Annotated in this window: 15 protein-coding genes, 1 pseudogene and 1 riboswitch; of the genes and pseudogenes, 11 read left to right on the forward strand and 5 right to left on the reverse strand. The window is 33.6% G+C overall.

The genetic code is table 11. From position 1 onward, the window contains the following. Both IMZ30_RS06170 and IMZ30_RS06175 read left to right on the forward strand, forming a co-directional pair. Complete coding sequence (locus IMZ30_RS06170) at positions 1–1,368, forward strand: HlyD family secretion protein (RefSeq protein WP_207037463.1); 1,368 nt, start codon at positions 1–3, stop codon at positions 1,366–1,368. Then, entirely contained in the window at positions 1,368–2,765 is a 1,398-nt protein-coding gene (locus IMZ30_RS06175) for a TolC family protein (protein ID WP_207037464.1), read from the forward strand. The genes IMZ30_RS06170 and IMZ30_RS06175 overlap by 1 nt, the downstream gene beginning before the upstream one ends. Before the next feature lie 74 nt (positions 2,766–2,839). Here IMZ30_RS06175 and lepA read toward each other — a convergent pair whose 3' ends face one another. Then, positions 2,840–4,636, reverse strand: a complete 1,797-nt coding sequence (lepA, locus tag IMZ30_RS06180) for a translation elongation factor 4 (RefSeq protein WP_207037465.1) — start codon at positions 4,634–4,636, stop codon at positions 2,840–2,842. A gap of 126 nt (positions 4,637–4,762) precedes the next feature. Here lepA and IMZ30_RS06185 point away from each other — a divergent pair, with 126 nt between their 5' ends. Genes IMZ30_RS06185 through IMZ30_RS06195 form a run of 3 tightly spaced genes read left to right on the forward strand, consistent with a single transcriptional unit; the run spans position 4,763 to position 7,997 of the window. Beyond that, positions 4,763–5,677 (forward strand): DUF6671 family protein, encoded by a 915-nt coding sequence (locus IMZ30_RS06185; RefSeq protein ID WP_207037466.1) that lies wholly within the window; start codon positions 4,763–4,765, stop codon positions 5,675–5,677. Positions 5,678–5,680: 3 nt separating this feature from the next. Then, on the forward strand, positions 5,681–6,643 hold the full coding sequence (locus tag IMZ30_RS06190; protein WP_207037467.1) for an L-threonylcarbamoyladenylate synthase: 963 nt from the start codon (positions 5,681–5,683) through the stop codon (positions 6,641–6,643). A gap of 4 nt (positions 6,644–6,647) precedes the next feature. Beyond that, a complete protein-coding gene (locus tag IMZ30_RS06195; RefSeq protein ID WP_207037468.1) occupies positions 6,648–7,997 on the forward strand; it encodes a dihydroorotase in 1,350 nt (449 codons plus the stop codon). A gap of 111 nt (positions 7,998–8,108) precedes the next feature. Here the strand turns inward: IMZ30_RS06195 and IMZ30_RS12030 are convergent. Beyond that, positions 8,109–8,425 (reverse strand): annotated as a pseudogene (locus IMZ30_RS12030) (type II toxin-antitoxin system PemK/MazF family toxin). Between the two features lie 70 nt (positions 8,426–8,495). Beyond that, a riboswitch (TPP riboswitch) is annotated at positions 8,496–8,592 on the forward strand. Positions 8,593–8,707: 115 nt separating this feature from the next. On the opposite strand from IMZ30_RS12030, the gene IMZ30_RS06205 reads away from it, so the two are divergent. Genes IMZ30_RS06205 through IMZ30_RS06215 form a run of 3 tightly spaced genes read left to right on the forward strand, consistent with a single transcriptional unit; the run spans position 8,708 to position 12,118 of the window. Further along, positions 8,708–11,065 carry a TonB-dependent receptor gene (locus IMZ30_RS06205; RefSeq protein ID WP_207037469.1) on the forward strand — a complete coding sequence of 786 codons (2,358 nt, stop codon included), beginning with the start codon at positions 8,708–8,710 and terminating at the stop codon, positions 11,063–11,065. A 59-nt stretch (positions 11,066–11,124) separates the two neighbouring features. Continuing rightward, a complete protein-coding gene (locus IMZ30_RS06210; RefSeq protein WP_242529638.1) occupies positions 11,125–11,556 on the forward strand; it encodes a peroxiredoxin family protein in 432 nt (143 codons plus the stop codon). Positions 11,557–11,596: 40 nt separating this feature from the next. After that, the gene (locus IMZ30_RS06215; protein ID WP_207037470.1) at positions 11,597–12,118 is read left to right on the forward strand and encodes a 1-acyl-sn-glycerol-3-phosphate acyltransferase; all 522 of its coding nucleotides are present in this window, start codon (positions 11,597–11,599) and stop codon (positions 12,116–12,118) included. On the opposite strand, the gene IMZ30_RS06220 is transcribed toward IMZ30_RS06215, so the two are convergent. Next, positions 12,115–12,705, reverse strand: a complete 591-nt coding sequence (locus IMZ30_RS06220) for a riboflavin synthase (protein ID WP_207037471.1) — start codon at positions 12,703–12,705, stop codon at positions 12,115–12,117. The genes IMZ30_RS06215 and IMZ30_RS06220 overlap by 4 nt on opposite strands. A gap of 49 nt (positions 12,706–12,754) precedes the next feature. Between IMZ30_RS06220 and pdxA the strand changes: the two genes are divergently transcribed. Genes pdxA through rpmF form a run of 3 tightly spaced genes read left to right on the forward strand, consistent with a single transcriptional unit; the run spans position 12,755 to position 14,611 of the window. Further along, positions 12,755–13,816 (forward strand): 4-hydroxythreonine-4-phosphate dehydrogenase PdxA, encoded by a 1,062-nt coding sequence (pdxA, locus tag IMZ30_RS06225; RefSeq protein WP_207037472.1) that lies wholly within the window; start codon positions 12,755–12,757, stop codon positions 13,814–13,816. A 46-nt stretch (positions 13,817–13,862) separates the two neighbouring features. Continuing rightward, the gene (locus tag IMZ30_RS06230) at positions 13,863–14,399 is read left to right on the forward strand and encodes a DUF177 domain-containing protein (protein WP_317194384.1); all 537 of its coding nucleotides are present in this window, start codon (positions 13,863–13,865) and stop codon (positions 14,397–14,399) included. A gap of 11 nt (positions 14,400–14,410) precedes the next feature. Continuing rightward, positions 14,411–14,611 carry a 50S ribosomal protein L32 gene (rpmF, locus tag IMZ30_RS06235; RefSeq protein WP_207037473.1) on the forward strand — a complete coding sequence of 67 codons (201 nt, stop codon included), beginning with the start codon at positions 14,411–14,413 and terminating at the stop codon, positions 14,609–14,611. Positions 14,612–14,757: 146 nt separating this feature from the next. Here the strand turns inward: rpmF and IMZ30_RS06240 are convergent, their stop codons facing one another. Then, a complete protein-coding gene (locus IMZ30_RS06240; RefSeq protein WP_073193520.1) occupies positions 14,758–14,949 on the reverse strand; it encodes a cold-shock protein in 192 nt (63 codons plus the stop codon). Positions 14,950–15,293: 344 nt separating this feature from the next. After that, entirely contained in the window at positions 15,294–15,533 is a 240-nt protein-coding gene (locus tag IMZ30_RS06245; protein WP_207037474.1) for a hypothetical protein, read from the reverse strand.

Genomic DNA, 15,533 nt, shown 5'->3' on the forward strand with positions numbered 1-15,533 from the left:
ATGCTTAATATCTCAAAAAATAAAATCAATAAAGTTGCAGACTTAAACAAATCTAAGTCTATGCAATTTGTCCACCAACGCTTGCGTTTTATTACTTTTAATAAAATTATGTCAGCTTTAGGGATTTTGTTTCTCATTGTTATGTTTTTGCCATGGACCCAAAACGTGAGAGGAAACGGTTCTGTAACAACTTTAAGCCCTGCTAATCGTCCACAATCAGTACAGTCTGCTATTGCAGGTCGAGTAGAAAAGTGGTTTATTGAAGAAGGCCAAGAAGTTAAAAAAGGCGATACAATTGTATTTATTTCAGAAATCAAAAGCGAATATTTTGACCCTTTATTAGTTGAAAGGACATCTGCTCAGTTAAAATCAAAAAGTTTTTCTCAAACTTCATATTCTTCTAAAGTAAAAGCCTTAGAGCAGCAAATTACAGCCTTGAAAGAAGAGCGTAAACTTAAGCTTGAACAAGCACAAAATAAGTTGTTACAAGCAAAGCTTCAGCAGAAAAGTGATAGTATTGATTTTCAAGCAGCTAAAACACAATTAAGTATAGCCGAACGACAATTTAATCGGACAAGCCAACTAGAAAGTGAAGGCTTAAAAGCGGTTACCGATGTTGAAACGAAAAAACTTAAATTGCAAGAAAGTCAAGCTAAGTTAATTTCACAGGAAAATAAGTTACTCTCTAGTAAAAATAAAGTCATTAATGCTAAAATTGAAATTTCATCAATTAAAGCTAATTATCAAGATAAAATTTCGAAAGCCGAAAGCGATAAATTCACGGCTTTATCAGGCCAATTTGATACAGAGGCTCAAGTTTCAAAACTACAAAATCAGCTATCAAATTACGAAATGCGTTCAGGATTACGCTATATAACTGCGCCACAAGATGGGTTTATAAATCAAGCTATTCAAAAAGGGATTGGCGAGACTTTTAAAGCAGGCGCCGAAATCGTAAGCATAATGCCAACTGAAATTGATTTTGCAGTAGAAACTTATGTAAGGCCAATTGATTTACCTTTAATTCATCCAGGTGAAGACGTTCGAATTATTTTTGATGGCTGGCCAGCTATTTTCTTCTCGGGATGGCCAAACTTATCTTATGGTACTTATGGTGGAGAAGTTGTAGCTGTTTCACGTACGGTAAGTAAAAACGGTAAATACAGAGTTCTCGTAAAACCTGACCCAGAGCAGCAAGCTTGGCCAGATGCTATTAGAGCAGGTTCAGGCGCTAAAACTTTAGCTTTGTTAAAAGATGTTTCAATTTGGTACGAAATATGGCGACAAATTAATGGTTTCCCGCCAGACTATTACAGCCCAGCTGATGCAAAACAAAATCAAAATAAAGCTAAAAATTCAAAAAATTAATGCGTCACTTTTGTTTTATCATAGGTTTACTTTTGGGGTTAGTTTCTACAGCTCAAACACAAGAGCAACTTAGCTTAAATGAATATTTAGGCTTTGTAAAACAGTACCATCCAGTAGCTAAATTAGCCGACTTAAATTTAACAGCTGCTCAAGCTAAATTATTAAAATCTCGTGGCGCTTTTGACCCTAAGGTTGAAGTTGACTGGAAAACTAAAAATTTTGACTCAAAAGAGTATTACGATATTTTAAACTCAACTTTTAAAATTCCAACTTGGTTTGGTGTTGAGCTTAAAGCAGGATTTGAACAAAATGAAGGTGAGTTTTTAAACCCTCAAAATAATGTACCTGATGATGGTTTATATGCTGCAGGAATAAGTGTACCTATTGGTCAAGGCTTGTTTATTAATAAACGTATGGCAGAATTAAAACAAGCCAAAATACTACAAAATTTAACTCAGGCTGAAATTGAATTACAAGTTAACCAATTAATATATGATGCTGTAAACACATATTTTAATTGGTATTTGGCCTATCAAGAGGTTCAGGTCTTTAAAGAATTTAAAACTAATGCTGAAGTGAGGTTTAATGGAATAAAATCGAGAGCTTTAGCTGGTGATATACCAACAGTTGATACACTTGAAGCTAAAATTATTGTTCAAAATAGAGACTTGAGCTTAGAGCAAGCCAATTTAGATTATACTAAGGCAAGTTTAGAGCTAGCTAATTTTTTATGGTTTGAAGATAATTTACCTTTAGAGCTTGCTCCGAATGTAAGACCAGAGCAACTTGACAATCTTGCTATAGATGATGTTTTAGGAACTAATTTATTGCAACTTGAAAATTTTGACATTGAAAACCACCCAAAGTTACAAGCACTGAATTTTAAAATCGATCAACTTCAAATTAATAAGCGCTTAAAAGCTGAGATGTTAAAGCCACAACTAGATTTAAATTATAACTTCATTACAGAACCAGTAAATGAGTTACAAGGCTTTAATACAAATGATTATAAAGCTGGAATTTACTTTAAACTGCCTTTGTTTTTAAGAAAAGAACGAGGTGATTTAAAACTAGCTAAAGTTAAACTTAATCAAGCCGAACTAGATTTAAATTATCAGCGTTTACAACTTCGCAATAAAATTAATGCAACTCAACAAGCTATTAACTCTTACAATAGACAATTGGCAACCTACCAAACCATTGTCACTAATTATGACGAGTTATTAGCAGCCGAAGAGCGTAAATTTAGCTTTGGAGAAAGCTCTGTTTTTTTAATTAATTCTCGTGAAAATAAATTGATTGATGCTCAGCTCAAACAAATTTCAGCAGTTGGGAAGTTATTAAAAACTAAATCAAAACTGTTTAATGTACTTGTTAATGAAGTTAGCCTAGACTAGAGAATATTTGTGTACAACAGTAAAACTTCAAAAGAAAATTAGTAGTTTAAGTACAAATAATCTATTCTGTAAATTTAGTCGTTTAACTTTAAGACAGCCATGAAGGCTTCTTGAGGTATTTCAACATTACCAACAGCACGCATACGTTTTTTACCTTTTTTCTGTTTTTCGAGTAATTTTCTTTTTCTAGAGATATCACCACCGTAACATTTGGCTGTTACATCTTTTCGGAGTGCTTTTACGGTTTCACGAGCTATAATTTTTGCACCAATCGCGGCTTGTATTGGAATATCAAATTGTTGACGCGGTATAAGTTCTTTCAGTTTTAAGCACATTTTTTTACCGATATCATAAGCATTGTCTACATGTAATAATGCTGATAAAGCATCAACTTTATTACCGTTAAGCAAAACATCTACCTTAACTAATTTAGATGTTCGCATTCCAATCGGTGAGTAATCGAAAGATGCATAGCCTTTAGAAACGGTTTTAAGTCGGTCGTAAAAATCGAATACAATTTCAGCTAACGGCATATCAAAACTAAGCTCAACGCGATCTTCTGTTAGATAAGTTTGGTTAGTAATTTCGCCTCTCTTTTCTATACATAAAGACATGACAGAGCCAACAAATTCTGCTTTTGTAATAATACTTGCTTTGATATAAGGTTCTTCTACGCGATTTAAGGTCGAAGGCTCAGGTAAATCTGAAGGATTGCTAACAGTAATTGGTGTTTCAGGCTCTTTGTTGGTATAAGCTAAATATGACACGTTTGGAACTGTTGTAATTACGGTCATATCAAATTCACGCTCTAAGCGTTCTTGAATAATTTCAAGGTGAAGCATTCCTAAAAAACCACATCTAAACCCAAATCCTAAAGCTGCTGAGCTTTCTGGTTGAAACACGAGAGAAGCATCATTTAGTTGAAGTTTTTCCATTGAGTTTCGAAGCTCTTCATAATCTTCGGTATCAACAGGATAAATCCCTGCAAAAACCATTGGTTTTACATCTTCGAAACCTGCAACGGCTTTTGTAGTTGGGTTTTCGGCATCGGTAATGGTATCACCAACTTTAACTTCTCTAGCATCTTTAATGCCAGTAATTACATAGCCAACGTCTCCAGCTTTTATTTCTTTTTGAGGAAATTGTACCAATTTTAAGGTTCCAATTTCGTCGGCGTTATAAGTTTTATTGGTCGCAACAAATTTTATTTTTTGTCCTTTTTTAATACTGCCATCAAAAACTCTAAAATAGGTTTCTACTCCACGAAAAGGATTATAAACCGAGTCGAAAACCAAAGCGCGAAGAGGTTCTTCAGGATTGCCTTTTGGTGAAGGAATCCGGTCTATAATGGCATCTAGAATTGCATCAATACCTAAGCCAGTTTTAGCTGAAGCAGGAATCACGTCTTCACGCTCACAGCCTAACAAATCTACAATATCATCGGTAACTTCTTCGGGATTGGCACTCGGTAGATCTACTTTATTAAGTACAGGGATAATTTCTAAATCGTTTTCAAGCGCTAGATATAAATTAGAGATGGTTTGCGCTTGTATACTTTGGGCTGCATCTACAATTAAAAGTGCACCTTCACAAGCAGCAATAGATCGTGAAACTTCATAAGAAAAGTCTACATGACCTGGTGTATCAATTAAGTTAAAGGTAAATTCTTCGTCATTGCGTTTATGATACATTTGTATGGCGTGACTTTTTATGGTAATACCTCGTTCACGCTCAAGATCCATATTGTCGAGTAGTTGTTCTTGTTTTTCGCGTTCGGTGACGGTTTGTGTAGCATCTAAAAGCCTGTCGGCTAAGGTGCTTTTACCATGATCAATATGTGCGATAATACAAAAGTTACGAATGTGTTTCATAAAAACAGTGGCTTACTTATCTCTAGTTTAATTTCGCAAATATACAGATTAAAGTGGCTCAACCTTAGTTAAAATTGCGGCTTATGTTTTATTTAGTAAATCTTATAGCTTGTATAAATCGAGCTTATGCAGCTAATAATCAACTTAAATAAACACTTGTTAGATCTTGTGTTATTTTTGCACTTAATGAAAATCCCAAACGACTATTTTAAGGATCGAAAATTAGTTTTTGTGACTCAACACCAAAAACACATCGCAGTTTTTCCTGTATTGGAAGATCAACTAGAATGCGAGTTAGTCTTATGTAACCAAATCGACACTAATCAGTTTGGTAGTTTTTCTGGAGAAGTTAAACGTTTAAATGATGCTTATCAAACCGCAGTTCTAAAATGCGATGCAGCTCATCAAAAATTTGGTTACAATTTGGTTATGGCCAGTGAAGGATCTTTTGGGTCACATCCTCAAATTCCTTTTTTACCTTCTAATCAAGAGCTACTTCTGCTAAAAGATTACAAATACAATTTTGTAGTTAGTGCTACTATTACAAGTTTAGAGACTAATTTTTTTGCTGAAAACATTAAATCATTTAAAGGTTTACTAGAGTTTGCTCAAAAAGTGAAGTTTCCTTCGCATGCTGTAATTTTAAAAGATAGAAGAGACCAATTTATAGAAATACACAAGGGCATTAATAATCAATTAGAACTAGAAAAAATATTTAAGACACTACTTGTTAAATATGGTCAGGTTTATGTAGAAACAGATATGCGTGCTTGTTATAATCCTTCTCGACAAAGGGTTATTGGCGATGCAGCTCAAAAATTATTGAAACAGTTACATTCAACTTGTCCAAAATGTCGTTTGCCAGGCTTTCAAGTAACATCTGCTCAGAAAGGATTAAAATGTTCGGCTTGTCAGCTTCCTACCAATTCAATCTTATATCAAGAATATGTATGTCAAAACTGTAATTACATTTTAAAGAGCTATTATCCCAATCATCAACAATTTTCTGATCCCATGTACTGTAATTTTTGTAATCCATAATTGATGAAAACACAATTAACCAATGATGTAGAATATTGCGCTAAACTACTTCAAAATGGCCAAAACATAGCTATTCCTACCGAAACGGTATATGGTTTAGCAGGTATTATTACTAACGTCAAAGCTTTAAAGCGAATTTTCAGTTTAAAGCAACGCCCGCAAAATAATCCTTTGATTGTTCATATATACGAGCTTAATCAATTAGACCCTTTAACGACTCATGTTCCTAAAAAAGCTAAACAATTAGCCGAGGTTTTTTGGCCTGGGCCGCTTAGTATGGTGTTTCCTAAATCTAATTTGGTTAACCAGGTTATAAGTGCTGGTTTAGAAACTGTGGCGGTAAGAATGCCTAACCACTCTTTAACCTTAGCGCTTTTAAAGGCAGTAGGTACGCCAATTGCAGCGCCAAGTGCTAATCCTTTTACACGAATTAGCCCTACACAAGCCCAGCATGTTTTAACTTATTTTAACCAAAAAATTCCTGCAATATTAGATGGTGGCTCTTGTCAAGTTGGATTGGAGTCTACAATTGTTGGTTTTGATCAAGAGCAACCTATTATTTACAGAAAAGGCGGTATTTCTCAAGAATCAATAGAAGAAATTATTGGACCAGTTCAAGTTGCAAAATCAGACTCAGCGATTAAGTCGCCCGGCATGCACCTAAAACACTATTCACCAACCACGCGGTTAATTTTAACTGAAGATATTGCAGCCGAGATAGAACAGCAAAGTTTTCATCATCAAAAAATCGGAGTTATAAGTTTTTCCAATTGTAATTACGAAAAAGCTGAAGTGGTTAAAGTATTATCTAAAACGGCTAACCTTACTGAAGCTGCACAACAACTTTACCAAACCTTACATGAACTTGACCAGCTTCAATTAGACCTAATAATCACCAAATTCTTGCCTAATCATGGTTTAGGTGCTAGTATTAATGATAGGCTACAACGTGCTAAATTTCAATAAAGCTATGAACAAAACACTCATTAAAAACGGTACTATAGTTAATGAAGATCAACAATTCCAAGCTGATATTTTAATCGATGGTCAATACATTCAAAAAATAGATCGTGATATATCTTATGCTAATGCTAATATTATTGATGCTAAAGGATTGCATGTATTACCAGGCATGATAGATGATCAGGTGCATTTTCGTGAACCGGGTTTTACTCACAAAGCTGATATTAGAACAGAGTCAATGGCAGCAGTATCTGGTGGAATTACGAGTTTTATGGATATGCCTAACACTTATCCTAACACTTTAACTCAAGACTTATTAGAACAGAAATATCAAATAGCCGAGTATTCTTCTTTAGCTAATTACTCCTTCTTCATGGGGATTAGTCAATTTAATCTAGAAGAAGCTTTAAAAACAGACTTAGAAACTGTGTGTGGGCTTACAGATGACGGCTTATACTTTGATAATGACCAAGGTATTATGGTAAACCACCCAAAGTTTCTTGAAAAATTATTTAAGCGATCGCCTCATGTCATAAGTTTACACAGTGAAAGTGATGCCATAATTGCTAAAAATACAGAACTCTTTAGAAATAAGTATGGACTTGATATTCCACCAAGTGCTCATGCCGAAATTAGAAGTGAAGCAGCTTGTTTAGAGACTACGAGCCAAGTTATAGAGTTAGCTAAAAAGCATCAAAATAGATTACACATATATCATATTTCAACTGCTAAAGAAGCTTTGTTGTTAGATGCAGGTTTTAATGTTAAATCTAAAAGAATCACTGGAGAAGCTTGTATACATCATTTATGGTTTTCAGCTGATGATTACGAACGTTTAGGTTTTAAGATTAAATGGAATCCTTCAGTAAAATCTGAACTTAACCGTCAGGCTTTACTCCGAGCTGTTAATGACAATTACATCGATATTTTCGCGACCGACCATGCGCCACATACTCTAGCTGAAAAACAAGGTAATTATTTTGAAAGTATGTCTGGTGGTCCGTTAGTTCAACATGCTTTAGTAGCATTGTTAGAATTTTACCATCAGGGCGTATTTAGTCTAGAAACTATTGTCAATAAAAGTGCTCATAAAGTGGCAGATTTATATCGTTTAAGAAATCGAGGTTATCTTAAAGAAGGTTATTATGCTGACTTATGTCTAGTAAACCTTAATAAACCTTGGAATGTGACCGATGCTAATAGTCTATATAAATGCGGCTGGACACCGTTTATAAATACCACATTTAAAAGTCAGGTAGAAACTACGATTGTAAACGGTACAATAGTTTATAATAATGGTCATTTTAATACTTCAACTAAAGGCAATCGATTAATGTTTGAGAAAGATCGATTTTAACAAGCTTATTGTAAGATTTCAAAGTTTAGACTACTGTTTAAACTTGCTTTGCGTATGTTAAGAACACTGTTGCTATTAGTACTTTTTTTATAATATGATTTTCAGTCAGATTTAGTCAACAAACGTTTCTTTGATTATACTTTTGCAATTAGCTATTTCAGATTTCGTTAAACGGTCAAATCTTTTTAAAATTCGAGTCTTGTCAATTGTATGAATTTGGTCAATCGCAATCATTGCATTTTTACCGTTATGTTTTACGCTTGCTCTTGTCGGATATTTCTTTAAATTAGTCGTCATCGGAGCAATAATAATTGTCTTTAGTAATTTGTTAATCTCATTTGGCGATAGAATTATATAAGGGCGATTTTTTTAATTTCGCTTCCACTTGTTGGATCAAGATTTACGAGAACTATATTAGTTGTTATAATTTGTTGTAGAATTAAATACAAAAAATTTAAAACTTGTTTTCATATCAAAAACTTCTCTTTACATTTGCAGCACATCTCAAAGGGGTGTTTTGCGAAAGTAAAACTGAGATTATACCCAATGAACCTGGGCAGGTAATGCTGCCAAGGGAATTGAATAGCCAGCTTTATAAACTGGTTAATCGCATGCGACACTCCTGTTAACCAAAGAGGTTATCAGGTTTTTTTATTTTTAATGTTTAACTTAAAGAATAATTGCCCCTTTTATTCGTAAAATTTTTACGAATGAAAACTAAATTATTGTTTTTAATGGCCATCTGTGCAGTAGGTCTTAATTATGCACAAAACTTAACCATAAGTGGCAAAATCACTTATCAAAACAAAGCCTTGCCAGGTGTGACCGTTTATGCTGAAGGTCAACCAAACGCAACAACTTCAGCAAAAGATGGCACTTATAGCCTGAACTTGAAAAAAGGTAATTACACGATTATATTCAGTTATGGTAATACGTACCAAACTGAAATTAATCTAACAGAATCAACTGAGTTTGATCTTAAATGGGAAAAAACTATTGAATCACTTAATGAAGTATTGGTGAATTCAGTTCGGGTCAAAGCCGATTCTCCGATCACACATACCAATTTATCAAAAGCTGAAATTGAAGAACGCAACTTAGGACAAGATATTCCAATCTTAATGAAGTTTATGCCGTCTGTTGTCTCAACTTCTGATGCGGGTAATGGTGTTGGTTACACTGGAATTCGAGTAAGAGGTAGCGATGCATCACGTGTAAATGTAACCATTAACGGCATTCCTTATAACGATCAAGAAAGTCAAGGTACTTTTTGGGTTAATTTGCCAGATTTTGCTTCTTCAACACAAAATCTTCAACTTCAACGTGGTGTTGGGACTTCTACTAATGGCTCTGGTGCATTTGGAGCTAGTTTAAACCTGTTAACCGAGGCGGCTTCAACCGAAGCTAATGCTAGTATTTCTAATTCGTATGGCTCATTTAATACCCGAAAACATAATGTAACCTATTCAACTGGTTTGTTAGAAGATAAGTTTGAAATTTCTGGACGTTTATCTCAAATTAAATCTGATGGTTATGTAGATCGGGCATTTTCAGATTTAAAATCCTATTTTTTACAAGGGGTTTTTACTGAAGGTAATACCTATATTAAAGCCTTAACTTTTGGTGGCCATAACATCACTTATCAATCTTGGTTTGGGATTGATGCTCAAACACTTCAAAATGATAGAACTTTTAATCCTGCTGGCGAATATGTTGATGCCCAAGGGAATACAAAATACTATGATAATGAAGTAGATGATTATAAGCAAGACCATTATCAGTTGCATTGGCACCAAAATTTAAATAGTAATTGGTCTTCAAAATTAAGCTTAAACTACACCTATGGTCGCGGATTTTTTGAACAGTATGTAGATGAAGCTAACTTGGCTTTTCATAATATTTCTAATGCAGGTCGCACAGAATCTGACTTAATTAGAAGGCGTTGGTTAGATAATGATTATTTTGTGTCGAGTTTAGATTTAAATTATCAAGACAAGAATTTAGTACTTAATTCTGGCGTATTTTACAGTTTTTACACCAACGACCACTTTGGTGAAGTAATTTGGAGCCGTTTTGCGGGAGATTCTGAGATTCGTGACCGTTATTATAATGGCGATGGTACTAAAAATGAATTCACTATTTTCTCGAAAGCAACATACAAGTTTAACGAGGAATGGCAAGCGTTTTTAGATCTTCAAGGCCGATTTGTGAGTTATGAAACTTCAGGTTTTACCTCAGACAAAGTGGCGATGAATGTCGATCAAAAATATGAATTTTTTAATCCAAAACTTGGTTTAAGTTACCAGCTTGATCAGGCCAATCAGTTTTATTTCTCATACGGAAAAGCGCACAGAGAACCACGCCGAACCGATTTCGAAAATAATATAACCAAAGCTGAAGAGCTAGATGATTTTGAGTTGGGTTGGCGTTATGTTACCGACCAGATTGAAGTTAATACGAACGCTTATTATATGTACTACAACAACCAAATGGTGCTTACAGGTGCCTTAGACGATGTTGGTGCGCCAATTCGAGAAACATCTGGCAAAAGTTACCGTTTAGGTTTAGAGCTTGATGCACAAATTAAATTATCTAAAAACTTCAGCTTAATGCCAAATATTGCAGTAAGTCAAAATAAAAACATCGACTTTTTTGCTGAATTAGACGGGCAGTTACAAAATTTAGGTAATACCAATATTTCGTTTTCACCAGAACTTATAGCTGCTAACCAGTTTGTGTTTCATCCCACTAAAAACTTTCAAATGGGTTTATTGAGCAAGTTTGTTGGTGAACAATATATGGGGAATATCGATAGTGAAGTTTCTAAATTAGATTCTTTTTTTACAACAGATTTTAACTTGGTTTATCGTTGGGACAATGCGCCGATGTTTAAAAGTATTGTGTTTACAGGCTTAGTGAATAACGTGTTTGATGAGCAGTATGTCTCTAATGGCTATTTTTTCACTTACGATGTAACTAATAATGGTAATACCGAAACAATTGGAGGCGCTGGATATTATCCACAAGCTGGTATTAACTTTTTACTTGGCGTTGAGTTAAAATTCTAAAATTTAATTAGTTTCATTACAAAAGCAGTTGCATCTTTGTAGCTGCTTTTTTATTAATCGTGAAACATATAAAACAACTTAATAATCTAAAACAGCTTTCGGGAGCAAAGGCAAATTTTTCAGAAGCTGATTTTATTGAAAAGCCCATTTTGTTTTTATTTTATAATAACCAATGTTTGGGTTGTACAGGTCGTGCCATTCCTTTTGCTTACAAGCTTCAAAGAGAGTTTGCATGTCGTTTAGTTTTAATACACTCAGACTTTGGTAGAGTTTCAACTGAAGAAGAAATTAAATCAATTTTTACGGTAACTGAAATTCCTTTTGAAATTTACAGAGATGAAAATCATCAACTTTACGATTACTTCAATTGTGAAGGCACACCACATTGGTTGTTATTTAATCAACAGGCTGAAGTAATTCAATCTATTTTTGGTTCGCAAGCAAATGCTCAAAATCGCTTATTTTATAGCTTAGATGAAGTCACGCGATAATAGTTGAAGTTTTATTACTTTAGTCACAAATTTAAAACCTTTGTATTCCTTTTTATTTCATCGAATTTTTGGCTGGAAAATTATAGGCCAATTTAACCCTCAACTTAAAAAATCTGTTGTTATTGTTGCACCTCATACGCATTGGCATGATTTTGTAATTGGGGCTTTGGCAAGAGCAATTATTAAAGTTGATATTAATTTTGTAGCAAAAAAAGAATTGTTTAAATGGCCTTTTGGTCATTATTTTAGATGGATGGGAGGCACAGCAATTGATCGTTCAAAATCTAAAAATACAGTTGCCCAAGTTGTAGAGGTTTTTAAGTCTAAAACTGAATTTAGACTTGCTATTGCTCCAGAAGGAACAAGGAAAAAAGTGAAGCACTGGAAAACCGGCTTCTATTATATGGCTCTACAAGCCGAAGTTCCTATTATTTGTGTTGCTTTCGATTATCAACAAAGAGAAGTGAAAATTAGTGAAGCCTTTTATGTTTCAGGTAAGATAGAAGAAGACTTACCTAAAATTCGGGCATTTTATAAAGATGTTAAAGGGAAACTGTATTAAGATTTTAACTCCATTAAACGTTTTACGTATTTACCAATTACATCAAACTCTAAATTTACAGTATCTCCAGCTTTTAAATGTTTAAAATTTGTATGTTCATAAGTGTAAGGTATAATAGCCACGCTAAAGCTATCTAGCTCAGAATTTACAACGGTTAAACTTACACCATTAACAGTTATAGAACCTTTTTCAATAGTCACGTTATGCAAACTGGTATCATAGGTAAAACGGTATTCCCAACTTCCATCAGTTTCTTTTACAAATTGACAAGTAGCTGTTTGGTCTACATGACCTTGTACTATATGGCCATCTAAATGCGCATTCATTTTCATACCGCGTTCAAGGTTAATGATGTCACCAACACTTAGTTTGCCAAGATTAGTTTTATCAAGTGTTTCCTGAATAGCTGTAACGGTATAAATATCGTTTTTAATATCTACAACAGTTAAGCAAACGCCATTATGCGCTACACTTTGGTCCACTTTTAACTCTTTAGTGAAGTTAGCTTTTATACTAAAGTCAACATTGGTTTGATGAGGTTGAATAGCTATTATTTCGCCAAGTTCTTCAATGATTCCTGTAAACATAGTTGTAGATTATTTCGTTACCTTTGTGCTACAAAAATAGTTTAATTTCATGAGAAATCAGTCCATTATAAAAGTAGGAATAAGTATCGGTGATATGAATGGTGTTGGGCCTGAAATCATTTTAAAAACTTTAGAAGATAAACGCATATTAGACTTGTTTACCCCAGTTATTTTTGCCAACTCTAAGTTGATGTCTTTTTTTGCGAAGCATTATAAAACCAAGTTGAAGTTTAATGGTGTTTCTAAAGCTAGCGATGCTTTAGATGGTAAAATTAATGTGGTAAATGTTTGGCGAGAAGGTGTAGATATTAACTTTGGAAAAGAAGATAAAAATGTTGGTTCTTATGCAATAAAGTCTTTAAAATCAGCAACTCAGGCTCTAATTCGCAATGAAATTCAAACGCTTGTTACAGCGCCAATTCATAAAAACTCAATTCAGTCAGATGAGTTTAAATTTCCAGGTCATACCGATTTTTTAGCGAAAGAATTACGTGGTGATAGCTTAATGTTTATGGTCTCTAACCAAATTAGACTAGGCTTACTGACCGACCATGTGCCTGTAAAAGATGTGGTTAACCATATTACCACTAAATTACTAAAACAAAAAGTTAATGCCATTCATAACTCTTTAAAAGTAGACTTTAACATTCGCGAACCCAAAATTGCTGTTTTAGGGGTTAACCCTCATAACGGTGATAATGGAGTTATAGGAACTGAAGACGACGAAATTATAAAACCAGCCTTAAAGTCATTTGTTGATGAAGGTAAATTTGTATTTGGCCCTTATGCTGCAGATAGTTTTTTTGGAAGCCAAAACTATAAAAAATTTGATGCTATTTTAGCCGCCTATCACGATCAAGGTTTAATCCCGTTTAAAACCTTATCATTTGGTAAAGGCGTTAACTTTACAGCAGGTTTAAACCGAATTAGAACATCTCCAGATCATGGCACTGCTTTCGATATTGCTGGAAAAGGTATCGCAGATCACAAATCATTTCAAGAAGCTATCTTTACTTCAATACAATTATTCAAAAACCGTATGGAGTATATTCGGCTGAATAAAAACGCTTTAGAAACACAAAAACCTCAAGAATATAGAAACAATAAATAGGTTGTTGAAAAAAATTTAATATATTTGCACGCTCAAAACTGATGTCATGATGAAGGATTTAGAAGCTTACGTCATTAAATTTGTAGGTTTAAAGCAAGGGAAACACCAGTTTGAGTACAAAATTACTGACGAGTTCTTTGATTTTTTTGAATATGATGACTTCAACACAGCTGAAGTAAATATAACTGTTTTGTTAAATAAAAAGGCAAACATGTTAGAGTTTAGTTTCATAGCAAAGGGTTATGTTAATTTAAACTGCGATGTATCTACTGAAGCTTACAACCAAGCAATTCAAAATACATTTGAGTTAGTGGTTAAGTTTGGAGATGAATATAATGATGATAATGAAGACTTATTAATTTTACCATGGTCAGATTATGAGTTAAATATCGCTCATTATATTTATGAAACCATTGTCTTGGCAATACCTCAAAAGCGTATTCATCCAGGTGTTGAAGATGGAACATTAAATTCAGAAATATTAGATAAACTAGACGAATTACAGCCTAAGGCTGAAGAAGATAAAAATGAGGATGATATTGATCCTCGATGGGAAGATTTAAAAAAATTATTAAACGATTAAATAGCTGAGTAATGGCACATCCAAAGAGAAAAATTTCTAAAACAAGAAGAGATAAAAGACGTACGCATATTAAGGCTGCAATGCCACAAATTGCTACAGATTCTACCACTGGTGAAGCGCACTTATACCACAGAGCGCACTGGAGTGAAGGTAAACTTTACTACAGAGGTCAAGTGTTAATAGATAATACAGAAGAAGAAATCGTAGAATAAACGATTTTTACCTTATAATTAACTCCTTTATTTTTAATAAAGGAGTTTTTTTGTTTCGCAAAATTAACATAATAAACGCATAAAAAAACGCTAGACAATAAAGTCTAGCGTTTTTGAAAGTCTGAAAAATAAATTGTTTATATCAATTAGATTAAACGTACGTTAGCAGCGTTTAAACCTTTTCTACCTTCTTCTTCGTTGTACTCAACAGCATCTCCTTCGTTAAGAGAATCACCGTTTAAACTTGTGACGTGAACAAAAATGTCTTCTCCTGTTTCGTCGTTTGTAATGAATCCATAACCTTTTGACTCATTGAAAAATTTAACTTTACCTTGCATAATGTAATAAAAATAATTAATAATACTACAAATGTAAGTAATAATATCGACGCAATGTTACCTTAAGCTTAATTTATTTAAAATAGTTGGTAAAGTTTTTTGAATTTAACCAATTGAAATTCTAGCAATTAAGCCACAATACTGAAAAGGAGAGACTTAATTTGAAATGAAATATTTTTTTAAAATCTTCTTATTTCATTTGAAGTTATTAAGATGAGTTAAATATCAGTCACTTCAACTGTAAATCTTGCTCAATCTCAGCCATCAATCATTATCATTAGTTGATGATGGGAGCAATAAACTTGCATTCAAGCAGTCGTAAATTCAACTTTTAATCTGAGGAATTAGAGTTGGTCGTTATTACGCATCTTGTCCATTCGCTCTTTTGTTAAGGTATAATCTTCAAGCTTTTTACCTTTCCAGCGGTGATATAAAAACAACGGCATTAGAATAAATGAAGATGCTAAAACAGATAAACCAATAATGAGTTCGCCTAATTTTTCTTCATGAAATTCTTTGATGCCAAAACCTGAGATAAACGCAGCTAGGATAATATAGAATACTATTTTAATAAGTGTTTTCAT

The organism is Psychroflexus sp. ALD_RP9 (assembly GCF_017311165.1).
Classification (GTDB): Bacteria; Bacteroidota; Bacteroidia; order Flavobacteriales; family Flavobacteriaceae; genus Psychroflexus.